The 22,773-nt window shown below is 72.8% G+C and carries 22 protein-coding genes; 11 read left to right on the top strand and 11 right to left on the bottom strand.

What is annotated here, in order from left to right; all coding sequences use genetic code 11:
* Nucleotides 1-300: 300 nt before the first annotated feature.
* Nucleotides 301-1,629: an N-acetylmuramoyl-L-alanine amidase gene (locus ACGF3I_RS03030; protein ID WP_393128742.1), complete on the top strand. Its 1,329-nt coding sequence runs from the start codon at nucleotides 301-303 to the stop codon at nucleotides 1,627-1,629.
* A 72-nt stretch (nucleotides 1,630-1,701) separates the two neighbouring features.
* On the opposite strand, the gene ACGF3I_RS03025 is transcribed toward ACGF3I_RS03030, so the two are convergent.
* Nucleotides 1,702-2,835: an aminoglycoside phosphotransferase family protein gene (locus ACGF3I_RS03025; protein ID WP_393128741.1), complete on the bottom strand. Its 1,134-nt coding sequence runs from the start codon at nucleotides 2,833-2,835 to the stop codon at nucleotides 1,702-1,704.
* A 232-nt stretch (nucleotides 2,836-3,067) separates the two neighbouring features.
* Here ACGF3I_RS03025 and ACGF3I_RS03020 point away from each other — a divergent pair, with 232 nt between their 5' ends.
* On the top strand, nucleotides 3,068-4,561 hold the full coding sequence (locus ACGF3I_RS03020) for a hypothetical protein (RefSeq protein ID WP_393128740.1): 1,494 nt from the start codon (nucleotides 3,068-3,070) through the stop codon (nucleotides 4,559-4,561).
* 112 nt (nucleotides 4,562-4,673) lie between these two features.
* On the opposite strand, the gene ACGF3I_RS03015 is transcribed toward ACGF3I_RS03020, so the two are convergent.
* Together ACGF3I_RS03015 and ACGF3I_RS03010 are read right to left on the bottom strand one after the other, a co-directional pair.
* On the bottom strand, nucleotides 4,674-6,098 hold the full coding sequence (locus tag ACGF3I_RS03015) for a PP2C family protein-serine/threonine phosphatase (protein WP_393128739.1): 1,425 nt from the start codon (nucleotides 6,096-6,098) through the stop codon (nucleotides 4,674-4,676).
* A 189-nt stretch (nucleotides 6,099-6,287) separates the two neighbouring features.
* The gene (locus tag ACGF3I_RS03010) at nucleotides 6,288-6,920 is read right to left on the bottom strand and encodes a DUF1275 family protein (RefSeq protein ID WP_393128738.1); all 633 of its coding nucleotides are present in this window, start codon (nucleotides 6,918-6,920) and stop codon (nucleotides 6,288-6,290) included.
* 131 nt (nucleotides 6,921-7,051) lie between these two features.
* Here ACGF3I_RS03010 and ACGF3I_RS03005 point away from each other — a divergent pair, with 131 nt between their 5' ends.
* Nucleotides 7,052-7,822: a DUF2127 domain-containing protein gene (locus ACGF3I_RS03005; RefSeq protein ID WP_393128737.1), complete on the top strand. Its 771-nt coding sequence runs from the start codon at nucleotides 7,052-7,054 to the stop codon at nucleotides 7,820-7,822.
* An 86-nt stretch (nucleotides 7,823-7,908) separates the two neighbouring features.
* Nucleotides 7,909-8,319 carry a hypothetical protein gene (locus tag ACGF3I_RS03000; protein ID WP_393128736.1) on the top strand — a complete coding sequence of 137 codons (411 nt, stop codon included), beginning with the start codon at nucleotides 7,909-7,911 and terminating at the stop codon, nucleotides 8,317-8,319.
* Between the two features lie 4 nt (nucleotides 8,320-8,323).
* Here the strand turns inward: ACGF3I_RS03000 and ACGF3I_RS02995 are convergent, their stop codons facing one another.
* Nucleotides 8,324-9,328, bottom strand: a complete 1,005-nt coding sequence (locus ACGF3I_RS02995) for a cytochrome c oxidase assembly protein (protein ID WP_393128735.1) — start codon at nucleotides 9,326-9,328, stop codon at nucleotides 8,324-8,326.
* Between the two features lie 199 nt (nucleotides 9,329-9,527).
* On the opposite strand from ACGF3I_RS02995, the gene ACGF3I_RS02990 reads away from it, so the two are divergent.
* Together ACGF3I_RS02990 and ACGF3I_RS02985 are read left to right on the top strand one after the other, a co-directional pair.
* Nucleotides 9,528-10,802: a cytochrome P450 gene (locus tag ACGF3I_RS02990; protein ID WP_393128734.1), complete on the top strand. Its 1,275-nt coding sequence runs from the start codon at nucleotides 9,528-9,530 to the stop codon at nucleotides 10,800-10,802.
* A 30-nt stretch (nucleotides 10,803-10,832) separates the two neighbouring features.
* Nucleotides 10,833-11,024 carry a ferredoxin gene (locus tag ACGF3I_RS02985; protein ID WP_393128733.1) on the top strand — a complete coding sequence of 64 codons (192 nt, stop codon included), beginning with the start codon at nucleotides 10,833-10,835 and terminating at the stop codon, nucleotides 11,022-11,024.
* Nucleotides 11,025-11,042: 18 nt separating this feature from the next.
* Here ACGF3I_RS02985 and ACGF3I_RS02980 read toward each other — a convergent pair whose 3' ends face one another.
* From ACGF3I_RS02980 to ACGF3I_RS02970, 3 genes are all read right to left on the bottom strand, one after another.
* Nucleotides 11,043-11,609, bottom strand: a complete 567-nt coding sequence (locus ACGF3I_RS02980) for a TetR family transcriptional regulator (RefSeq protein ID WP_393128732.1) — start codon at nucleotides 11,607-11,609, stop codon at nucleotides 11,043-11,045.
* Nucleotides 11,606-13,090 (bottom strand): MFS transporter, encoded by a 1,485-nt coding sequence (locus tag ACGF3I_RS02975; RefSeq protein WP_393128731.1) that lies wholly within the window; start codon nucleotides 13,088-13,090, stop codon nucleotides 11,606-11,608. Before ACGF3I_RS02975 ends, ACGF3I_RS02980 begins: the two co-directional genes overlap by 4 nt.
* Nucleotides 13,091-13,199: 109 nt before the next feature.
* Entirely contained in the window at nucleotides 13,200-14,741 is a 1,542-nt protein-coding gene (locus ACGF3I_RS02970; protein WP_393128730.1) for an alpha/beta hydrolase, read from the bottom strand.
* Between the two features lie 188 nt (nucleotides 14,742-14,929).
* Between ACGF3I_RS02970 and ACGF3I_RS02965 the strand changes: the two genes are divergently transcribed.
* Entirely contained in the window at nucleotides 14,930-15,844 is a 915-nt protein-coding gene (locus ACGF3I_RS02965) for a hypothetical protein (RefSeq protein ID WP_393128729.1), read from the top strand.
* Nucleotides 15,845-15,850: 6 nt separating this feature from the next.
* Here ACGF3I_RS02965 and ACGF3I_RS02960 read toward each other — a convergent pair whose 3' ends face one another.
* Together ACGF3I_RS02960 and ACGF3I_RS02955 are read right to left on the bottom strand one after the other, a co-directional pair.
* The gene (locus tag ACGF3I_RS02960; RefSeq protein ID WP_393128728.1) at nucleotides 15,851-16,519 is read right to left on the bottom strand and encodes a transcriptional regulator; all 669 of its coding nucleotides are present in this window, start codon (nucleotides 16,517-16,519) and stop codon (nucleotides 15,851-15,853) included.
* Nucleotides 16,520-16,601: 82 nt separating this feature from the next.
* A complete protein-coding gene (locus ACGF3I_RS02955) occupies nucleotides 16,602-17,717 on the bottom strand; it encodes a hypothetical protein (RefSeq protein WP_393128727.1) in 1,116 nt (371 codons plus the stop codon).
* 213 nt (nucleotides 17,718-17,930) lie between these two features.
* Here ACGF3I_RS02955 and ACGF3I_RS02950 point away from each other — a divergent pair, with 213 nt between their 5' ends.
* The 4 genes from ACGF3I_RS02950 to ACGF3I_RS02935 are packed head-to-tail and all read left to right on the top strand — an operon-like array spanning nucleotide 17,931 to nucleotide 20,967.
* Nucleotides 17,931-18,395 (top strand): MarR family winged helix-turn-helix transcriptional regulator, encoded by a 465-nt coding sequence (locus ACGF3I_RS02950; RefSeq protein ID WP_393128726.1) that lies wholly within the window; start codon nucleotides 17,931-17,933, stop codon nucleotides 18,393-18,395.
* A complete protein-coding gene (locus ACGF3I_RS02945; protein ID WP_393128725.1) occupies nucleotides 18,392-19,306 on the top strand; it encodes an ABC transporter ATP-binding protein in 915 nt (304 codons plus the stop codon). The genes ACGF3I_RS02950 and ACGF3I_RS02945 overlap by 4 nt, the downstream gene beginning before the upstream one ends.
* Entirely contained in the window at nucleotides 19,266-20,129 is an 864-nt protein-coding gene (locus ACGF3I_RS02940) for an ABC transporter permease (RefSeq protein WP_393128724.1), read from the top strand. Before ACGF3I_RS02945 ends, ACGF3I_RS02940 begins: the two co-directional genes overlap by 41 nt.
* A gap of 37 nt (nucleotides 20,130-20,166) precedes the next feature.
* Nucleotides 20,167-20,967, top strand: coding sequence for a methyltransferase domain-containing protein (locus tag ACGF3I_RS02935; RefSeq protein ID WP_393128723.1), 801 nt, complete (start codon nucleotides 20,167-20,169; stop codon nucleotides 20,965-20,967).
* 23 nt (nucleotides 20,968-20,990) lie between these two features.
* Here the strand turns inward: ACGF3I_RS02935 and ACGF3I_RS02930 are convergent, their stop codons facing one another.
* Nucleotides 20,991-21,818, bottom strand: a complete 828-nt coding sequence (locus ACGF3I_RS02930; RefSeq protein ID WP_393128722.1) for a tyrosinase family protein — start codon at nucleotides 21,816-21,818, stop codon at nucleotides 20,991-20,993.
* A 56-nt stretch (nucleotides 21,819-21,874) separates the two neighbouring features.
* Complete coding sequence (locus ACGF3I_RS02925; RefSeq protein WP_393128721.1) at nucleotides 21,875-22,267, bottom strand: tyrosinase cofactor; 393 nt, start codon at nucleotides 22,265-22,267, stop codon at nucleotides 21,875-21,877.
* Nucleotides 22,268-22,773 lie beyond the last annotated feature (506 nt).

Here is a 22,773-nt window from a genome sequence, read left to right as displayed (position 1 = left end):
CGCTATCCCCGCCCCCCTCACCCACACCCCGGCCAAGCCCCCCCCGCCCGCCCCCCCCCCCCCGGGGGGGCCGGGGCCGCTTCACGTCCCGGCGCGCCAACGACGGCCGTGCGTCGGCCGGTTGACCCGTGCGCGCCACCCGCAGGTCGGCGCCCCCGTCAGAGGTCTCGTCCACTGATACAAGTCGGCATGACCGAAAGGTACTTGACGAGCCGTCATCCAGGGTCACAGGGTGTCTCCGCGCACCTACGCACCGTAGGGCGAGAGGATCCCCGCGCCTCCTGGCAAGAAGGGTTGTCCATGACGTCCAAGCAGAGGATGAGACTCGCGCTCGCGACGGCGACGGCCGGCGCCCTGGGCCTCGCCCTGGCTCCCGCCTCTCCCGCGAGCGCGAAGGCCCCCGCCGCCGAGTGCCCCCGCGTCCTGGCATGCGACTGGGTGCCGGCCGCCTACCAGCAGACCGGCGACCCGGCCGACAAGGAGTCGTACGGCAACTACGACCTTTCCGACCGGCCGGACACCAACCGGGTGAAGTACATCGTCCTGCACGACACCGAGGAGACGTACGCGACCACCCTGAAGATCTTCCAGGACCCGGCCCGGGCCGCCTCCGCGCACTACGTCGTGCGCTCCGCCGACGGGCACGTCACCCAGATGGTGAAGACCAAGGACGTCGCCTGGCAGGCCGGGAACTGGTACCTCAACTCCGACTCCATCGGCATCGAGCAGGAAGGGTACGCCACCGCCGGCGCCACCTGGTTCACGCCCGCCATGTACCGCTCCACCGCGGCCCTGGTCCGCTACCTCGCCGCCAAGTACGACATCCCGCTCGACCGCCGGCACATCCTCGGCCACGACAACGTGCCGCCCACGACGGCCGGCGGCACCCCGGCCATGCACTGGGACCCGGGCCCGTACTGGGACTGGGACCACTTCATGAGCCTGCTCGGCCGCCCGGCCGAACCCACCGGCCGTCCGGGGAGTCAACTGGTCACCGTGGCACCGGAGTTCCGGCGGAACCTCCAGGCCTTCCGGGACTGCGAGAAGAACACCGACCTGCCCGCCCAGCCCTCCAGCGCCGTCCCGCTGTACACCCAACCCTCCACCGCCGCACCGCTGTTCGCCGACCCCGGCCTCCACCCCCCGGGCCAGGCCGGCACCAACTGCGCGGGGGACTGGGGCAGCAAGATCAGCGCCGATCAGCAGGCCGTGGTCGCCGAGCGCAGGCCCGGCTGGACGGGCATCTGGTGGTACGGCCAAGTGGCCTGGTTCCAGACCCCCGCCCACACCCGCACCGCCGTCGCGACCGCCGGCTACGTCGTACGCCCCAAGCCGGGCCTGACCGACGTCCCGGTCTACGGCACGGCCTATCCGTCGGCCACCGACTACCCCTCGGACTTCACGGCCCCGCGCGTGAGCGTCCCGCTCGGCTACACCATCAAGGCCGGACAGTCCTACCCCGGCGGCGACCCGACCCCGACGGGCTACTACTACGCGCCCACCATCGACTCGTCCTACCCCTACGACCACACGTACTTCCCCGGCAGCACCCGCTTCCTGACGGTGCAGATCGGGCACCGGATCGCCTTCGTGAAGGCTTCCGACGTGGAGGTGGTGCGCGTCCGCTAGGCGGACGCGCCACAGCGCGCCGCGCGCCCAGTGTGTCGGCACTGGACGCGCGGCGCGCCTTTCCCCCGGCCGTCAGCGCGTGCCGACCGCCGCCCGCACGGCCCGCCGCGCCAGCGCGCAGTCGTCGTGCAGCCTGCGCAGCAGCAGCCGCTGCTGCTCCCCGGCCGACAGCGCGCCCGGTGCGGGCGGCGTCGGGGGACCGGCCGGCGCGGCCTCCCGCATGGTGCGCTGCACCGCCGTCTCGTACGTACGGATCTCCCGGGTCAGGACGAGCATCAGGTTCACCAGGAACGCGTCCCGAGAGGCGGGGCCCGCCGCCTGGACGGCCTGACTGATCCGGCGCCGTTCCATCGGGGCGTCGCCCAGGACCGTCCACAGCGTCGCCAGGTCGTAGCCGGGCAGGTACCAGCCGGCGTGCTCCCAGTCGACCAGCACCGGCCCCGCGGGGGACAGCAGCACATTGGACAGGAGCGCGTCACCGTGCGAGAACTGCCAGTCGATGCGACCGGACAGCGCCAGACCGTGCACCAGCTTCTGGAGGTCGCTCAGGTCCCGGTCGGTGAACAGGCCGAGCTCGTGGAAGCGGGTGATGCGCGGTGCGTAGTCCAGGGGCCTGCCGAACATCTCGGCCGGGGGCCGCCAGGCGTTGACGCGCGCGATCGCGCCGAGGGCGGCCCTGACATCGGCGCGCGGCGGGGCCTCGACCGGGTGCCGCTGCAGGGCTGCCGCCCGGCCCGGCATCCGCTCGATCACCAGCGTGCAGTTGTCGGGATCGGCGGCGATCAGCCTCGGCACCCGTACCGGAGGACGGTGCCGGACGAAGGCGCGGTAGGCAGCTATTTCGTGGCGGAACTGCTCGGCCCAGGCGGGCGACTGATCCAGTAAACACTTGGCGACGGCGGTCGTGCGTCCTGTCGTACCGATGATCAGGACCGACCGTCCGCTGTGCCGCAGCACCTGGACCGGGTGGAACTCCGGACAGATCCGCTGCACCGAGGCGATCGCGATGCGCAGCTGGGCGCCCTGCGGGCCGGAGAGGTCGATTCTTCCGCTGAGCGGCTGCGTGGCCGCCCCCGGCCGGCGCGGCATGCGCCCGGCGCCGTACGCCGAACCGGCATGGGTGGGGTCGAGGTAGGGTCCGCCACCCGCACCCAGGGGACGGTGCGACCGGGGCGGCGTGGACACGGAGGACGATGCTGTGTACATGGGGTGACAGATCCCTTCGTGTGCCGACAAGTTGCGTGCGCTACCCGTCCCGGTGGCCGAGCCGCACCCTGGGGAATGAGGTCCGGCCCCCGGGTCGGGGTGGCGCTCTCATACCTGACACCCGGCCGCGGGTGGCACACCATCTGGCGTGCCCTGGCGAACCCTGGCGAATAGTCGCGCCGCATCTGACAGGGGATTACTGTCAACTCAGCCGAGAACCTGGGGGCTTGACGTGAGCGGACAACCCAACACCCGCCTGAACGACCTGTTCGGCCTCGCCGGATGGTCCAAGGGCGAACTCGCGAGACTGGTGAACCGGCAGGCGGCGGCCATGGGCCACCCCCAACTGGCCACGGACACCTCGCGGGTGCGGCGCTGGATCGACATGGGGGAGACCCCGCGCGACCCCGTTCCCAGGGTGCTGGCGGCGCTGTTCACCGAGCGGCTCGGTCGTGTCGTGACCATCGAGGACCTCGGGTTCGACCGGCACGGGCGCGCAGGAAAGCGGAACGACGCCGGGAACACGAAGAATCCGGACGGCCTTCCGTGGGCGCCCGAACGGACGGCAGCGGTCCTCACCGAATTCACGGGAATGGACCTCATGCTCAACCGACGCGGTCTGGTGGGAGCGGGCGCCGCGCTCGCCACCGGTTCAGTACTCAGCAGCGCCATGCACGACTGGCTGCACACCGACCCCGTACTCTCGGCCGACGCCCCCCGCCTCAACGACCCCCTGTACGCCGACCCCGCCGGGTACGACCGCTACGAGGCCGCCCCCATCGGGTCGCAGGAGATCGACGCGCTGGAGCGCTCCGTCGAAGTGTTCCGCGCCTGGGACGCCTCCCGGGGCGGCGGGCTCCAGCGCAAGGCGGTGGTGGGCCAGCTCAACGAGGTGGGCGGCATGCTCGCCTACCACCACCCCGACCACCTCCAGCGCCGCCTGTGGGGCGTCGCCGCCAACCTCGCCGTCCTCGCGGGCTGGATGTCGCACGACATCGGCCTCGAACCCACCGCGCAGAAGTACTTCGTCATCGCCGCCCACGCGGCCCGCGAGGGCGGCGACCGCCCGCGTGCCGGCGAAGCCCTCTCGCGGGCCGCCCGCCAGATGGTCCACCTCGGCCGCCCCGGCGAGGCCCTCGATCTGATGAAGCTCGCGAAGTCCGGTTCGGGCGAGGAGACCCTGCCGCGCACCCGCGCCATGCTGCACACCATCGAGGCGTGGGCGCAGGCGTCCCTGGGGCGCGGCCAGGCGATGCGCCGCACGCTGGGCGAGGCGGAGGAGCTCTTCGTCTCCGACAAGGGCGATGTGCCGCCGCCCAGTTGGATGCAGATGTTCGACGAGGCGGACCTGCACGGCATGGAAGCGCTCGCCTTCCGCACGCTGGCCGAGCACGACCCGGCCGCGGCCACCATCGCGCAGCACCACGCCAAGAAGGCACTGGAGCTGCGGGTCGGCGGCCGGCAGCGCTCGAAGATCTTCGACTACATCTCGCTCGCCTCGGCCTGCTTCATCGCCGACGACCCCGAACAGGCGGACCGCTACGCCCGGTTGGCGCTGGTGTCGATGGGGGAGACCTCCTCGCACCGCACCTGGGACCGGCTGCGGGAGATGTACCGGCTCACCGGGCAGTACGCGGGCCACGGCACGATCCAGGATCTGCGGGAGGAGATCCAGCAGGCGCTGCCGCAGGCCCCCGTGAAGCGCAGCCGGGTCGCGGACATCTAGAAGGGGGCCGTACGCCCGGCGCGTACAACCCCCTGATCCGACGGGCCTGTTGGGGCCCTTTCGGCGCGGCCCGTGCGACCCTGCGGCCGGTCGCTCGGGGGCCGGTGCGTCCTCAGGCGCCGATGCGGGCCACCAGGACGCAGGCGTCGTCCTCGCGCTCGTGCTCGCCGAACTCCTCGACGATCATCCGTACGCAGTCCTGGGCTGTGCGGCCGCCGTCGAAGAGCGGGGCGAGCCCGAGCAGCCGGCGGCGCCCGTCGTCGTGGGCGCCCTGGCGGGTCAGCCCGTCGGTGTGCAGGACGAGCAGGTCGTCCGCGTGCAGGGTCAGCACCGCCTGCTCGTAACCGGTGCCGCGGGTGGCGCCGAGCAGCACCCCGTCCGGTGCGGTGAGCGCGCGGCCCGTCCCGTCGCGGAACAGCAGCGGGGCGGGGTGGCCGGCCCGCGACCAGGTGAGCCTGCGCAGCGCGGGCTCGTAACGACAGCAGACCGCGCTGCCCAGGGCGGGCTGCACGGTCTGCTCGAGAAGCTGGTTGAGGTGCCCCATCAGGGGGCCGGGGCCAATGCCCGCGACGGCCATTCCGCGCAGGGCGCCGAGCAGCATCGCCATGGCGCCGGTCGCGGTCACGCCGTGGCCCGTCAGGTCTCCGACGGTCAGTAACGAGGCTCCGTCGGGCAGGGCGAGCGCGTCGTACCAGTCGCCCCCGATGAGGGCGCGGGAGGAGGACGGCAGATAGTGCGCGGCGATGTCGAGCGCGCCGGGCCCGCCGTGCGGGAGCCGCAGTGAGCCGCGCCACGGTGGCAGCACCGCCTCCTGCAGTTCGACCGCGAGGCGGTGTTCGGTCCGCGCGATGTGGCGCTGGCGGCGCAGGCTGTCGTGGCTCTCGCGCACGGCGCGCTGACTGCGCCGCAACTCGCTCACATCGCGCAGCACGGCCCACATCGAAGCGGTGCAGCCCTCGGCGTCGAGCACCGGCTCGCCCATCATGTGGAGCGTACGGACGCGGCCGTCGGGCCGGACGATCCGGAACTCGCCGTCGATCGGGCGGCCGTCCACGAGGGCGCCGGTCACCATCGAGGTGAGCAGGGCCTGGTCGTCGTCGACCACCACGGTGGGCAGTTCGTCGAGCGACATGCCGCCGGCGGCCGAGGGCCGCCCGAAGATCTGGTAGAGCTCCTCGGACCAGCTCACCGCGTCGGTGAGCAGATTCCACTCGGCGCTGCCCACCCGGCTGAGCAAGGTGGCGTCGCCACCATCCGTGCCGCAGGCGTCCTCGGCGGTGAGCGGTGGTGTGTCCTGACCGGCCGGTCCCGTGCGCAGCTGGTCCAAGTGCGCGCCCAGGTCGTCGAGTTGATGGACCGCCAGATCACACAGCGCGCGCTGCCAGCGGAGCCGGGCGTCGTCCTCGTCCACGAGCGCGTCGCGGCGCACCGCGTCCACGCCCCCGCGCAGCCGGCGGGTCTGCGTGATCAGTGCGTCGACCGTGCCCCGCTCGGGTGGTTGGGGAGCGGGACGGTCCGCGAACAGATGGGACGGCATGACGTTCTCCGATGCGGCCGCGGTGGAGCCAGGTCGAGGGGAGTGGACCGGTAACGAGGGTTGCACAGCGAGCGATGCCCCGTAAGGGATTTGGCAACACTCGATACGGTGGTGCTCGTGACATATGCCAACGGCGAGCCGTTGGGCCCCGCGTCCGGCGGTGCCGTCGTCCGGCATATGCGGTCCGGTCTACGCGCGGGACGGCAGCGCGAACGCCGCGAGGCAGAGCGCGGGACCGGCGGCCCCGCCCAGTGCGGGCCGCCACCAGACAATGAGGGACGTGACCGCGGCGCCCGCCACCACGGCCGCGAGCCGGCCCGCCGCCCAGCGGTCGGCGTGCTCCGCCTCCCGCCGCGCGAACCGCCCGGCGAGCCCGGTGAAGGTGCCGGTGAAGTACGTGGTCGGCGTGCCCCATGCCCGCGCCTGCACGCCCATCGCGAGGGCCGCCCCGAACAGCAGCGCCAACTCCCGGCCGAACGCGGGCCCGTGGGCCAGGCCCCAGCCGAGCGAGACGAGCGCGAGCAGCGCGGTCTGCGCCGTGAGCAGCAGCCGGGGCGACGCGCGGCGCGCGGCGGCCAGGGCCGCGCCGGCCGCGCCCAGCGCGTATCCGATCAGGGCGAGGGCGGCGCGGGGTACCGCCTCGCGGTCCCCGGCGCCGACCGACGCGCCGACCAGGACGAGATTGCCGGTCATCACTCCCGCGAACACCTTTCCCAGGCACAGGAAGGCGAAGGCGTCGGTGGCTCCGGACGCGGCCGAGAGCGCCAGGAGGAACCGTTCCCCGGCGCCGTCGGCAAGAGGTGTCGTGATCGCGGAACTCATCAGGGCATTCTCGCCCTCTGTGTACGGACGGACCGGTTGCGACCCGACCCCGTGGCACGTTCACGACAAGAGTCCACTACGGTCCCTGTGAGCACATCGGCCCGGGTCACGGGCCCCACGGGAGGAAGAGCATGAAGATCGACTGGGACCGGCGCACCTGCGCGCGCCGCGGCCATGTCACGTACGCGCCGCAGGAGGACATGCTCCGCGAGCGGCTGCGCGCCGCCACCGCCCTCGGTGAGGCCTGGCGCTGTCTGCGCTGCGGTGACTTCGCGCTGGGCGGGCCGCACGGTTCGGGCCCCGCCGAACAGGCGCCCCTGGTGCCGCGCGGCAAGCTGCTCCGGGACCTGTTCATCCTGCGCTTCCTGGCCGTCGAGCGCGCCGTGCGCGGCGTCTTCATCGTGCTGGTGGCGATCGCCGTGTGGAAGTTCAGCAACAGCCAGGACGCGGTGCGCCGGTTCTTCGACGAGTACCTCGACGTCTTCCGCCCGGTCTTCCGCCACTTCCACTACGACCTGGACCACTCGCCGGTCGTCGGCACCATCCAGAAGACCTTCGACTACAAGCACTCCACGCTGGTGATCGTCGCGGTGGCGCTCCTGGTCTACGCGCTGATCGAGATCGTCGAGGCCGTCGGGCTGTGGCGGGCCAGGCGCTGGGCCGAGTACCTCACCGTCGTCGCCACGGCGATGTTCCTGCCGCTGGAGATCTACGAACTCACCGAGAAGATCAGCTGGTTGAAGATCGCCACGCTGAGCCTCAACATCCTCGCGGTCCTCTACATCCTCATCACCAAGCGCCTGTTCGGCCTGCGGGGCGGGCACGCGGCCTTCGAGGCGGAGCGGCACAGCGCCTCATTCCTCGAAGTGGAGACGACGGCGGGCGTCGCGGCGCATCGCTGATGCGTACATCCGGCCCGCCGGGTTACAGATAACAGACAGCGTGCGGCAGGTCCGCCGCACGGAGCGTCCTTGGGGGATGACACACCATGAACGAAGCACAGTCCGCACCCGTCGCGACGAAGGGCCCGGGGCCGCTGCGCCGGGTGGCGGTGCTGCTCGCGCTGGTGCTCGGCACCGCGCTCGTGGCGGGACCGGTGTCGGCGCAGGCCGCGCCGCGCCCGGCCGCCGTCGCGGTCACCGCTCCGCAGGCGGCGCCCGCGGGTGACGCGAGCACCGCGGCTCAGGCGGCGCAGGGCGGCCGGCACACGGTCGCGGCCAAGTCCGGCGTGATCGAGGCGAAGAAGTCCAAGAAGTCGAAGAAGACCAAGAAGAAGGGCGGCTTCTTCAAGAAGCTCGGCGCCGTCCTGCTGGTCCTCGTGATCGTCTTCATCGTGCTCGTGGTGGTCGTCATCTGGTTCATCGTGAGCCGGCTGCGCAGGCGCCGCGACCGGCACTGACCGGTCAGCCGCCGGGCCCGCGCCCGCGCATCCGCTGCCCGACCGCCCCGCCGTCGGTCTCCCACCAGGGCCGTACGAGCTCCGCGTCCTCCGGCCGCCCCTCCACCGGGGCGGCCGGAGCCAGTTCCGCGTCCAGGCGCCGGTCGAGCAGGACGCGCTGGGCCCGGTCGGCCCGGGACCACTGCACCAGGATCGCGAGCAGGAAGGGCAGCGACACCAGCTCCGCGATGGTGACCATCGCGCCGCCGCCCAGCTGCTGGTCGCGGTGGACGTCGGGCGCCCAGGCAGGGGCGTGGTGCAGGTACCAGGCGCCGGCGATCAGTGTGCTGTGGGTCATCACCACGATGCCGGGCACCGCGTCGATCAGGCCGTCCACGAAGACGAGGGCCGCCCGCACCGGATGGCTGCACCAGGCGGGCAGCGCCTCCTCGCGGGTGAGCACCGGCAGCACGAACAGGCTCCCGGCGAGCAGGAGTTGGAGATACATCAGCTCGTGCAGCGGGCCGTGCCGCAGCGCCGTCTCGAAGTACGGCGTGAAGTAGACGCAGAGCTCGGAGCCGAGCACCAGGCCGGTGCTGACCAGCGGGAAGGTCAGGAACCGTACGAGCCGTCCGGTCATCGCGGCCCGCAGCCGCCCCGCGCCCCGCTCGGGCAGCGCGAGCACCGCGAGCCGCAGCGGATCGCCGAGCGCGAGGCCCAGCGGCGCGATCAGGTCGAGCAGGACGTTCTGGACGGCGGCCGGCCAGAACAGTTCGGTGTCGTACACGGCCAGCGCCGACATGGTGGCGACGGCGAGGCCGCCGAGGCCCAGCAGGGCGAAGGCGGCCACCCGGGGCAGCGGCCAGCGCTCGCCACGGCGGCGCAGTCGCAGCACGCCCCAGGCGTACAGGCCGCCCAGGACCGCGAGCAGCAGCAGTGCCGCGGCGTCCGGCCGCCACACCGACAGCAGCCGTCCCGTCGTGAGTTCGGGCAGGGTCCCCGCCGCACCGCTCAGCGCCATAACGGACATCCGGGTCGATCTCCTCACCGGCCCGTGACGTACGACGGGCCGCCCACACGCTAGCCCCGCTCTCCGGCGCCCCGCGCACCGGGCCCCGCGGGGGGTTCGGCCAAGGTGGGGAATCGGCCGAAGAACGTGTAGACGTCATAGGTGCCTGAGGCATGTAGTGGAGATCGGCAAGACGGATCCCTTCGCTTGCGAGGTCGACATGACAGGCAGCAACACCAGCGTCAGCACGGACCACACCGCCACCGACCGCACCACCTCCGCCGCCCCCGCCGACACCAGCGGCGCCGACACCCACGGGGTCGAGTTCCCGCAGGACCGCAGCTGCCCCTACCACCCGCCCACCGCCTATCAGCCGGTGCGCGACGAGCGCCCGCTGGCCCGGGCCCGCTTCTACGACGGCCGGACCGTGTGGATGGTCACCGGACTCGCCGAGGCGCGGGCCCTGCTGGCCGACCCCCGGCTCTCCTCCGACCGCGAGAACGAGGCCTTCCCCTCCCCGACGGCCCGGTTCGCCGGGATCGCCAGGCGGCGGACGGCGCTGCTCGGCGTGGACGATCCCGTCCACGCCACCCAGCGCCGGATGCTGATCCCCAGCTTCACCCTCAAGCGCACCGCGTCGCTGCGGCCGCGGATCCAGGAGACGGTGGACGGCCTCCTTGACCGGATGATCGCCCAGGGCCCACCGGTCGACCTGGTCGAGGCGTTCGCGCTGCCCGTGCCGTCCATGGTGATCTGCGCCCTGCTCGGTGTTCCGTACGAGGACCACGAGTTCTTCGAGGGCCAGTCCCGCAAGCTGCTGCGCGGGCCCGACTCCTCCGACATCGAGGCGGCCCGGGACGCCCTGGAGGGCTACTTCGAGCGGCTCATCGACCACAAGCGCGAGGAACCCGGCGACGGGCTCCTCGACGAGCTCATCCGGGACCGCCTGGACGAAGGGGCCCTGGACCGGCGGGAACTGGTGGACTTCGCGACCATCCTGCTGGTCGCCGGCCACGAGACCACCGCCAACATGATCTCGCTCGGCACCTTCACCCTCCTCCAGCATCCCGAGCAGCTGGCCGAGCTGAGGTCCGACGCGGCGCTGATGCCGGCCGCGGTCGAGGAGCTGCTCCGCTTCCTGTCGATCGCCGACGGGATGCTGCGGGTGGCCCGCGAGGACATCGAGATCGGCGGGCAGACGATCCGCGCGGACGAGGGCGTCGTCTTCTCGACCTCGGTCATCAACCGCGACCACGCCAGCTACGACGAACCCGACCGGATCGACTGGCACCGCGCCAACCGGCACCACGTCGCCTTCGGCTTCGGCATCCACCAGTGCCTCGGGCAGAACCTGGCCCGGGCGGAGATGGAGATCGCGCTGCGCTCCCTCTTCGACCGGCTGCCCGGTCTGCGCCTCGCGGTACCGGCCGAGGAGATCCCGTTCAAGCCCGGGGACACCATCCAGGGCATGGTCGAACTTCCCGTCGCCTGGTAGCGGACGGGAACCGGAGACAAGGAGCCGCACATGCGGATCGAAATCGCCAAGGACGTCTGCATCGGCGCGGGCCAGTGCGCGCTGACCGCCCCCGGCGTCTTCACCCAGGACGACGACGGCTTCAGCGAACTGCTGCCCGGCCGTGAGGACGGCGCCGGCGACCCCCTGGTCCGCGAAGCCGAACGGGTCTGCCCGGTGCAGGCCATCACCGTCCACGACTAGCAGGCCATCCGGTTCCGGTCAGTCTCCGGTGCCGGTGACCAGACGCTGCACGGCCGGCGCGTAGAGGTCCGCCAGCTGTTCGGGCGTGGCGCGTTCCCCGGCGCCCGGCCGGTGCAGACTGAGGGTCGCGCCGAGGCCCAGCAGCAGACCGGCGATCAGTTCGGCCCTCAACTCGCTGTCCCCGCCGCGCAGTTGACCGGCCAGCCGGGACGTGACCTGCTCGCGGAACCGCTCCCGCAGCAGGGTCCGTTCGTCCACGTTGCCCAGCGAGAACACCGCCCGCAGCAGCGGATCGCCCTGGTCCTCGCGGCGCATGCGCACGATCGTCAGGACCATGTGGCGGCCCAGCTCCGTGCGCGGGCCCGCGAAGAGGGCGTCGGCGGCGGGCCCGAAGTCGGCGACCGTGTGGAACAGCCGCTCCTTGCTGCCGAACCGCTTCACGATGAGCGAGGCGCTGACCCCGGCGTCGGCGGCGATCGAGCGCATCGTGACCTCCGCGTACGGCCGCAGCGTGAACGCCCGCCGCGCCGCCCGCAGGATCGCGTCCCTGCCCGTCTCCGTCTCGGCGGCCCGCTGCCCCGTCATGCGCTCTCCTCGGCCGTCGTCCGTCCCGCCGCGCCTCCCGCGCGGTCTGCCTCGACGGTACCGGTGGCACCGGTGGTGCGGGCGGTGCGGCCGGGCAGGCACAGCGTGGCGGCCAGCGCGGCGAGCGCGGCGCCGCCCGCGATCAGGAACACCAGGAGGTAGGCGTGCAGCGTCGGGGCCGTGTGGCCGCCGGCCTGGAAGGTGACGTTCGCCAGGACCGCGGCGACCACCGCGCTGCAACAGGCCTGGCCGACCGAGCGCATCAGGGTGTTGATCCCGTTGGCCGCGCCGGTCTCGCTCACCGGGACCGCACGCATCACCAGGGCGGGCAGCGCTGAGTAGGCGATGGCCGTGCCGCAGGCCACCACCGTGGCACCCGCGATGATCAGGGGTAGGCTGTGGCTGGTGAAGAACCGCACCCCGTAGCCCACGGCCATGATCACCGCGGCGCAGGCCAGCGCCGTCTTGGGCCCGTACGCCGCCGAGATCTTCGCCGAGACGGGGGACAGCGCCACCATCGCGAGACCGCCCGGCAGCAGACAGAGCCCGCTGACCACGATGGAGGCGCCGAGCCCGTACCCGGTGGCCTTCGGCTCCTGCACCATCTGCGCGGTGACCAGGGAGTTGGCGTAGAAGGCGAAACCGATGAGGAGGGCCGCCACATTGGTCAGGAGCACCGCGGGCCGGGCCGAGACGCGCAGGTCCACCAGGGGCGCCCGGGTGCGCAGTTCGTACGCGCCCCACAGCGGCCAGAGCACCACGGCCGCGCCGAGCAGGGCGAGGGTGCGGGGCGAGGTCCAGCCCCAGTCGGCGCCCTGGGTGATGGCGAGCAGCACGGCGACGAGCCCCGCCGACAGGCCGAGCGCGCCCACGGCGTCGAACCGGCCGCGCGAGCGCAGCGGCGACTCGGGCACGCACCACAGCACCAGAACGATGTCGAGGACGCCGAGCGCGGCGGAGGCCCAGAACATGGTGTGCCAGTCGAAGTGCTCGACCACGAGTGCCGCGACCGGAAGCCCCACGGCCGCGCCGATGCCGAGCGTCGAACTCATCAGGGCCACCGACGAGAGCACCTTCGCCGGCGGCAGCTCGTCGCGCATGATGCTGATGCCCAGCGGGATCACCGCGAGCGCCGCCCCTTGCAGTGCGCGGCCCGCGATCAGGATCCCGATGTGGGAGCTGACCGCGCACATCACCGAGCCGGCCGTCAGGACCCCGAGCGAGACGAGCAGCAGCCGGCGCTTGCCGTACATGTCGCCGGCCCGCCCGAGCACCGGGGTGAAGACGGCGCCGGTCAGGAGGGTGACCGTGACCAGCCAGCTCGCCGCGGCCGGGGTGCTGCCGGTCAGGGCGGGCACATGGGGGAGCAGCGGCACCACCAGCGTCTGCATGACGGCCACGACGACCCCGCAGAACGCCAGGACCCCAACGAAGAAGCGGGGGCGCGGCGGGTCGGCGGGGACGGGTATCGCTGGGGGCATGACTCTCCGTACGGCAGGGACGCGGGCGGGGGTGCACAGGCGTTCACCCCCAGGGTAAACGTCTGTGCACCCCTGCCGGTCCGCGCGGGCGGAACTTTTCCGTCGGGCTTCAGCCGCGCACGGCCGGACCGGGCAGCGGCACGCCCGGGCAGTCGGTGTCCCCGGCGGGCAGCGCGCCCGTCAGGAGGTAGTTCTCGACGTACGCGTCCGTGCACGCGTTGCCGCTCTGGAACTGGCCGTGGTCGCCGTCGGCCACGGTGATCAGGCGCGAACCGGCGAGCTGTCGGTGGACGTTGAGCGCGCCCTCGTAGTAAGTGGCGGGATCCAGCCTGGAGTTGAGCATGAGGACCGGCGGCAGGCCCTTTCCGGTCACTTTCACCCGCGGTGCGCCGGTGCGCGGCCAGCTCGCACAGATCGCGGCGAACGTCAACTCCCGTGCTCCGGCGAGGGGGTTGGTCCGCGTCGCCCACGCGCTCCGGTCCACCCAGTAGCGGCTGTCCCGCTTCCAGGGGGTGTCGCCACAGGTGACCGCGAAGAAGTCGGCGAAGTACCCGGCGCTCATGATGGGCTGCAACACCTCGACGGCGTCCTTCCTCTCCTGCGCGGAGGCGCCGGTGGGGTTCTCCAGGAGGCCCATCAGCGAGGCGAAGCGCCCGAAGCCCTGGGCCGCGTTGTACACCGAGCCCGTCGCGGCGGCGTCCAGGTGGTTGGGTGTGACGAGGGTGCCCTCCAGGTCGAGCGGACGGTCGCGCAGCGCGGCCCGCAGCCGCTCGTAGGAGGCCTTGGCCTCGGCGGGTGTACGGCCCTGGTGGTACGTGGCGTCGTTCCTGGCGAGCCACGGCAGGAAGTCCTGCTCGAAGCGGCGCTGGAAGCTCCTGGGCTGCCCCACCATGTAGGACTCCCAGCCGCGGGTGAAGTCCACGGTGCTGTCCAGGACGACCCGCTCGACCCGGCGCGGGAACTCCGTCGCGTAGTACGCCCCGAGCACGGTGGCGTAGGACGGCCCGTAGTACGCCACCGTGTCCGCGCCGAGCAGCGCGCGGTACAGGTCCATGTCGTGCACCGCCTGGTCGCTGGTGATGTACGGGAGCAGCCCGCCCGACCGGCGCTCGCAGTCCGCCACGAACGCGCGGGCGCGGTCGAAGGTGGCGTCGATCGCCGGCGCGGAGCGGTCGCGCAGGTCGCCGCTGGTGAAGAAGGCGTCGACGGTGGCCTGGTCCGAGCAGACCACGTTGGTGCTCGCCCCGACCCCGCGCTGGTCGAAGCTCACCACGTCGTACGCCGCCCCGAGCGCCGGGCTGCGGCGCGCGAGGTCGGCCGGTCGCTTGAGCCCGGACGAGCCCGGGCCGCCCGCCGCCATCATGAGCACGCCCCGCCGAGCGGCGGGGTCGGTCGCCCGGTGCCGCGACACCTTGATGCTGAGACTGGGCCCGGCGCCCGGGTGGTACCAGTCCCGGGGCACCGCCATCGTCGCGCACTCCAGCGCGCCGGACGTGCACGGCTGCCAGTCGAGGTGCTGGAGGCGGTAGCGGTCGGGCACCCGCGGGGCGCCGTCGGCGGCGCCGGCCACCGCGCCCGGCAGGGCCGCCGCGGCGAGCACCCCGCACGCGAGGGCCGCGGCCCAGCGGGCCGGCTTCCTGAACAACTGCATGATTGTCGCTCCCCGTCGGGATCGCTCCCCTTGCGGTCTTCGGTCACCGGGATCGTCCCGCGTCCCGGCCCCTCCCATCGATCCCGCCAGCACCCCGATCGGGGTGGCACGAATGCCACCCTCCGGGGTGGCACGGGTGCGACGATGCGGCAGGCCGACCACGGCCGGTCACAAGGAGGTAAGGAGCGATGGACTCACGACGCAGGAGCATCATGGTGGCCGCGCCGGTGGCGGTCGTCGGCATCGCCGCAGCGGTCACCGTCACCGCGGTGTCGGCCAACTCGGCTGCCGGGGAAGGTGGTTCACCGACCGCGCATGCGTCCGGTTCGCACCGGGCCGCCCCAACTCCCGGGCAGAGCACGCCGGTCGAGGATCTTCAGGACCCCGCCACCTGGACGTTACCCATCGAGGCCTACATGTTCAGCAGACCGCAGATCCATCGGCTCACCGCCGACCGGGACGCGCTGATCCGGGCGTGCGTCGCCAAGGCGGGATTCCCCGACTGGACTCCGCCCGGCGACGTCCCGGACCTCGACGGCAGGACCGAGACCGACCACCGCTACGGCATCCACGACGCCGCCCGGGCGGCCAGGAGCGGCTACCACCCCGACCCCGCCCTCCAGGAGGCGCACGACCGCGCGATGTCGCGGGACGCGGTGCGCGCAGCGGGCCCGCGGCAGGAGGCGGTGACCGCGTGCGAAGCATCGGCGCGGGTCACCGTCCCGATGCCGACGCAGGCCGAGGTGGTCCAGCAGATCGCGCGCGACTCCCTGGCCGAGGCGGCCAAGGCGCCCCGCGTCGCCCGGGTGTTCGCCCAGTGGTCCGCCTGTATGAAGGCCAAGGGCCACCCCTACGACCGGCCGGCGGACGTCGACGACGACCCGCGCTTCCACGACCGCCACGGCATCAGGGACGTCGAGATCGCGACAGCCGTCGCGGACGTCGAGTGCCGCAGCCGGATCCCGGTCGCCAGGACGTGGTTCGACGCCGACCGCGCCCTGCAGACCGAGTCGATCAGGAAGAACCAGGACCTGCTCACCAGGATCAGGGCGGGCGTCCAGGAGATCGTCACCAGGAAGGCCGTGCTCGCCACGGCTCCCTGAGCGGGCTCACGGGGCGAGCGCCGTCCAGAACATCGACTCATAGCTCTGGAGCAGCCGTCCGTAGTGCGCCCCGCTCGCGACGCCCTCGCCGTGTGCGTCGTCCGAGCCGGTGGCGACGGCCGCCACCGCCAGCCGCTCAAGGTCGGGGGCGGGGGCCGCGAAGAAGTCGAAGAAGCCGCACGCCTCGTCGGTGAAGCCGTACCGGGTGCGCAGCGCCCTGGCGATCCGGCCGCAACAGCCGCCCCAGGCGGCGAAGTTGGCGGTGAGGGCCAGGGCCACGCCCGCCGGCTCGCCGTTCAGGGCCAGCCAGGCCACGTACGCCGGATAGGCCTGGCAGCCGGCCCGCGGCAGGTACTCGCCGATCGCCACCGGGGTGAGCCCGCAGGCCTCCTCGTACGCGCCGAGCCGCTCCAGCGCCGTCGTCTCGCCCTCGGCGAGCGTGCCGAAGAACGCCGCGCACGCCGTACCGCGGCCGGAGCGTTCGGCGAGCAGCGCGAAGGCGCGCCGGTCGGAGGCGATGATGTGGCGCTGCTCCAGGGCGATACCGGCGAGGACGGGCAGCGGGGCCGCACCGGCTTCGATGAGCGGCAGGAGGGGATGGTCGTCCGCCGCGGGGGCGAGCGCCGCGGTGAGGGCGGCGACGAGCTCCCGGGCCGGACGCGCCTGACGAGTCATGGGGACCTTCTTCCGCGGTCTGCCGGTGCGGTCACCCCCAGCGTCCCACGCGGCCCCTACCGCCGCCCGGGGCCGGCGCCGATCAGGCGGGCGTGGCGGCGGTTCGTCTGCGCCGCCGGTCGCGGGCCCTGTCGCGCTGCGGCCACAGCAGTACGTACGCCGTCGACACGATGACGAACGCCAGCCGGATGAGGCCGCGCGCCGCGTCGTCCGGCACCACGAACACACTGCCGTACAGCGTGAGGAGCGCGAGCCAGCTCCACCACGGGACCAGCCTGCGCTGTCCGATGACGTCCCACAGCAGGGTGCCGAGCAGGACGGACGCGGTGTAGTAGGTGTACACGCTCGGGTCGAGCACGATCCGCGCGTTGGCGCCGAGCAGCACCACGGCCGCCCAGCGTCCCCGCCACACCGCGATCGCGCCGAGCAGCAGACCGAGCGCCGCCTGCGCCGGCCGGTCCCAGCCGGGCGTCTCGGGGTCGGCCACGCCGAGCCAGCGCAGCGCGGAGGCGGGCTGGTTGGGTATCGCGAAACCGGCGGCCGACATCGAGTGCGGATTGCTGAGGAAGAACGGCGCCCAGGCAACCGCCAGCACCGCGGCGCACCACAGTCCCGCCCGCATCCACTGGTGGCGCGGCAGCGCGAAGAGCAGCGCCGCGAACGTCACCGCGGTCGGCTTCGAGTCCATCGCGAGGGCCAGCCACACCCCCGTGCCCGTCGCACTGCCCCGCGTCACCGAACGGACCGCCAGCGCGGTGAAGAACAGCGCGAGCACGTCGTCGAGGTGACCGAAGCGCACCGACACCTCGATCCACATCGGAATGAAGGCGAGCCCCGCGATGAGCACCCGCTGCCGCAGCCGCTGGTGATTGGTGCCGGTCCCCAGGAAGTACCAGGCCGCGCTGCGCCCGGCGATGACCACGATGACCAGGCCGAGCACCGACATCAGCAGGGCGGCGAGGAACTGCCCGGTCCGCTCGGGGAACGCGTTGAACAGGCCCGCCGTCAGGAAGCTGACCGGGCCCATCTGGAGCTCGGGATGGTGGGCGTACAGATTGAGCCCGCCCGTGCCGTCACCGGAGGGCCCCTGGTAGATGAGCTCGCCGCCGGCCCGCAGATAGTGCCAGGAGAAGCCGCCGTTGGGCTCCACCACGGCGAACCACAGCGCGGTCCACGCCGAGAGCAGGATCAGATGCATTCTCTGACTGATGGCCGGCACGTGTGTTCAGCTCCTGTTTCCCTGCCCGATACGGATGGTGGCGCGCGGGGCGCACGGTGCCCCGGGGAAAGATGTCATGTCGTGCCGGACCGTTCGCACAGCGGGTCCACATGTGCCGCTCGCCACACCCCGGCGCTTCCCCGGCTGGACGCCCTCTGGCCGATACCTCTGACACAGAGATAAAATGGCGGCATGACGGCCGAGGAGGCACCGCCGCTCGACGATTCGTTCGCCGATGTGCTCGCGGGCGTGCAGCGGCTCATCAGGAGGCGGCTGAGCGAAGGCCTGAGCGTGCCCCGGCTGCGCGGGGCGCAGGTCGAGTTGCTCCGCCTGGTCGTGGCCCGGCCCGGCATCGGGGTGTCGGCCGCGGCCAAGGAGCTCCATCTGGCGGCCAACTCGGTCTCCACCCTGGTCAACCAGCTGGTGCGGGACGGCTTCCTGCGCCGCGAGACCGATCCCGGCGACCGCCGCTCGGCGCGTCTGCACGCGACCCGCGCGGCCGAGGACCGGCTCGGCGACTGGCAGCGCCGTCGCGCGGCGCTGGTGCGCGAGCAGGTGGCGCGCCTGGACGCGGCCGACCGGGCCGCCCTCGCCGCCGCCCTGCCCGCGCTGCGCCGGCTCGCCGACCACCTGCACGAGGAAGCGGAGGGGCCATGAGCGACGACGACCGGGCGGGACCGGAACGCGGCGAGGCGGGGAGGGGCGACCCGGGGGAGGACGAGGTGGGGGAGGACGACGCGGGGGAGCGCGAGGCGGTGCGCTGCGACCGGCTCGCGTACGCCTTCAAAGACACCCGGGCGGTCGACGGGCTCGATCTGTCCGTCACGGCCGGCGAGGTCTTCGGCCTGCTCGGCCCGAACGGCGCGGGCAAGACCACCGCCATACGCTGCATCACCACCCTGCTGCCCGTACCGCCGGGCCGGGTGCGGGTGTTCGGGCACGACGCGGCCAAGGACCGGATGGCGGTGCGCCGCCTGCTCGGTTACGTACCGCAGCAGCTGTCGGCCGACGCGGGTCTGACCGGACGGGAGAACGTGGCGCTGTTCGCCCGGGTCTTCGACGTCCCCCGCCGGGAGCGGGCGCGCCGCGTCGAGCAGGCCCTGAACGCCGTCGGCCTCACCGATGCGGCCGACCGCATGGCCAGGACGTACTCGGGCGGCATGATCCGCCGTCTCGAACTGGCCCAGGCCCTGGTCAGCGCGCCCCGGCTGCTGATGCTCGACGAACCGACGATCGGCCTCGACCCGATCGCCCGCGCCAGCGTGTGGGAGCACATCAACGCGGTGCGCCGCGCCACCGGCATGACGGTGCTCGTGACCACCCACCACATGGACGAGGCCGACCAGTACTGCGACCGCCTCGCGCTGATGCACCACGGCAAGGTGCGCGCCCTCGGCACCCCCGAAGGACTCAAGGCCGAACTGCGCGCCCGCCGCGGTACCCCCGGCGATCCGGCGCCCACCCTGGAGGACGTCTTCCGCGATGTCGCCGGGCGTGGACTCGACAGCGAAGGAGGCGACTTCCGCGATGTCCGCAGCGCCCGCCGCACCGCAACCCGCCTCGGCTGACGCCCGCACCGGTCCCGGCGGCCACGATCTGCTGCTCGTCCCGCCGCGGGCGCGCACCGGCTGGCGCGTCCTGCCCGCCCGGGTCGGCGCGCTGTGCGCCGTGGAGCTGCAAAAGCTCCGGCACGACCGGGCCGAGCTCTACACCCGGGCGGTCCAGCCCGCCCTGTGGCTGCTGATCTTCGGCGAGACCTTCACCCGCATCAAGGCGATCCCCACCGGAGGCATCCCCTACATCGACTATCTGGCGCCGGGCATCATCGCCCAGTCCGCCATGTTCATCGCCATCTTCTACGGGATCATGATCATCTGGGAGCGGGACTCGGGCATCCTCACCAAGCTCCTGGTCACCCCCACGCCCCGCTCGGCGCTGATCACCGGCAAGGCGTTCGCGGCCGGGGTGAAGGCGCTCATCCAGGCGGTCGTGGTGATCGTCATCGCGGCCGTGCTCGGTGTGGCCCTGACGTGGAACCCGCTGCGGCTGCTCGGCGTCGCCCTCGCCGTCGTCCTCGGTTCCGCCTTCTTCTCGTGCCTGTCGATGACGATCGCCGGGATCGTGCTGACCCGCGACCGTCTGATGGGCATCGGGCAGGCCATCACCATGCCGCTGTTCTTCGGGTCGAACGCCCTGTACCCGGTGTCGATCATGCCGGGCTGGCTCCAGGCCGTCAGCCGGGCCAACCCGCTCAGCTACCAGGTCGACGCCCTGCGGGGGCTGCTACTCGGAACCCCCTGTCATCTCGCCCTCGACTACGCGGTGCTGCTGCTCGCGGCGGCGCTCGGGATCCTCGCGGCGTCCTCGCTGCTCGGCCGGCTCGCGCGCTGAGCGCCGCCGTCGTGATCACCGCTGCCATCATGACCCCATGACCAAGGACGACGGATACCTCCTGGACAACCGGCGCGCCGAGGCGGGGGAGCGCTTCGGCGCGCTGGCCGAACTCTTCGACGGCTCGACGTTCCGCCACTTCGACGCCCTGGGCCTGGCCCCGGGGCACCGCGTCTGGGAGGTCGGCGCGGGCGGCCCCTCGGTCCCGATGGGCCTGGCCGAACGGGTCGGGCCCGCCGGGCGGGTGCTCGCGACGGACCTCGACACCGGATGGCTGACCGGCGCCGCGCTGCCGCCGAATGTCGAGGTGCGGCAGCACGACGTGGGCCGTGACGAGGCACCCGGCGAGACCTTCGACTTCGTGCACGCCCGCCTCGTCCTGGTCCACGTCGCCGACCGGGCCCGGGCCCTCGGCGCCATGACCGGCGCGCTGCGCCCCGGCGGGGTCCTGCTGGTCGAGGACGCGGACCCCGCCCTCCAGCCGCTGCTCTGCCCGGACGAGTACGGACCCGAGCAGGAACGCGCCAACCGGCTGCGCCGGGGCTTTCGCACGCTGCTCGCCGAGCGCGGCGCCGACCTCTCCTACGGGCGCAAACTCCCGCGCCTGCTGCGGGAGTCGGGCCTTGAGCAGGTCGAGGCCGACGCCTACTTCCCCGTCACCGCGCCAGCCGGCGCGGTCCTCGAGGCCGCCACGGTCCGCCAGGTCAGGGACCAGCTCGTCGAGCGGGGCCTGGCCGACGACGCGGACATCGAGCGTCATCTGGCGAGCGTCGCCGCGGGCCGCCTCGACCTGGCAACCTCGCCCATGATCTCCGCGTGGGGCCGCCGGCCCGTCTGAACTCCCGGCCGGCGCAAGGGCGTTCAGGCCGCCGTGTCATAGGTGTAGTAGCCGCGGTGGTCGAGCAGATCGGCCGGGGTCACGTCGTTCCACGGGCGCATGGTGTCGTGCAGGTCCACGACGTCACGGGTACCCGCGGCCGGCAGATAGGGCGAGCCGGGGTGCAGCGCCTGCCACTGCGACCACAGCTTGTCCACGAACGCGTGGTGCAGCCAGAACACCGGGTCGTTGGGCGAGGCGCCCGTCGCCATCTGCCCGCCGACCCACACATGGACCCGGTTGTGCAGATTCACCCCGCGCCACCCTTCGAGGTGGTTGCGGAACCCGTCGGACGCGCTGTTCCACGGCGCCATGTCGTACGTGGTCATGGCGAGGACGCCGTCGACCTCGGCCCGGGTCGGCAGCTGCGCGACCGAGGCGCCGAGCGCGCGGCGCAGATAAGTGCGGCCGTCCACCCGGACGTTGAGGGACCAGCGCCCCGCGCTCTGCGCGAACGGTCCGTCCATGACCTGGCCGTCCCGGCTGCGGCCGGTGCCGCCGAGGAAGTCGGCCGCCCACAGGGAGGCCGCCGGGGTGCGGTCGGCCGTCCAGTCCCAGTACGGCACGGTCACCGAGGCGTCGACCGTCTGCAGGGCCTGCTCGAACTCGATGAGGAACCTGCGGTGCCAGGGCAGGAAGGAGGGCGAGCGGTGGCCCACCCGGTCACCGCTGTCGGTGTCGCTCATGATGAAGGCGTTGTGCGTGCTGACGAAGGCGTCGTACCTTCCGTCGCGCTTGAGCTGAAGCAGCGCGTCGATCAGACGGCGCTTCTCGGCGGCGGTGAGATGTGCCTGGTTCTTGCGAACGGCCATGGCTGTGCTCCTGGTTGTGCGGTCACGCGACGGTGGGGCGGGGGCCGGGGCCCGTGTCAGACGAGGGGGACGAGGCTCGCGCCCTGGAGCTCGGCGACGGCGGCCCGGGCGACCGCGCGGGGCGTGGCGAACGGCTCGTAGTGGTTCACGACGCTGATCCAGGTGCCGTCGGCGTTCCGCATCACATGCAGCTCCTGGCCGTCCACGCGCACGGTGTAGCCACCGCCGTGGTGCGCGTGGCCGGGGGAAGGCGCGCCCTGGATGCGGCGCCCCTGGAACACCTCGTCGAAGGAGTCGGGCATCTCGTGCGCGCCGGTGGCGGGCCGATGGCCGTGCGGCGGCGCGGCGGCATGGGCGGTGCCCGCCAGCGCGAGGCCGGCGAGGGTGCCGGCGGTCACGCCGATGGCCTGGCGGCGGCTGGGCCGGGAGGGTATGGCGGGTGTGGACATGGGAATCCCCCTGGATTCGCGGTGAGTTGGCAGCACGCGGTCGTCGGGGCGTTCGGCCGGCCTGGTCGCGGCCGGGACGCCCGGCGAACCGGTGCACATCCATCCCTACCGGTCGCGGCCGTGCGGCCAGAAGCGTGGGCTGCCGGGTTGGCCGCTATACGGACATGTCCCGATTCGAAGTGCAGTGTTCAACAAGGGAGATCTTGCTGAACTCCTGTCACTGGACCGCCGTTGGTGAATATTCCTTCCGGAATATGCCAAAACCGTGAAGATCTTGCCGTGTCGCCGACGCACGTGTGGTCGCCCTCACCTCGCGAACCTGGCCTGATGCGCGTACCGCTCCCCGGCCACTGGCCTGAACCCGCCGGAGGGGAGCAGGAGATGGCACACGCGGCGGGGGGGGGGGGGGGGGGGGGGGGGGGGCGGGGGCGCGGGCGGCGGCGGGGGGGGGGGGCGGGCGGCCCCCCCCCCCCCCGCCCCCCCGCGCGGCGGGGGGGGGGGCCCAA

Origin of the sequence: Streptomyces sp. NPDC048111 (genome assembly GCF_043202815.1) — a bacterium.
Taxonomy (GTDB): Bacteria; Actinomycetota; Actinomycetes; order Streptomycetales; family Streptomycetaceae; genus Streptomyces.
The sequence above is the reverse complement of the archived record's forward strand: the minus strand, read 5'-3'. Positions and strand labels throughout refer to the sequence as shown.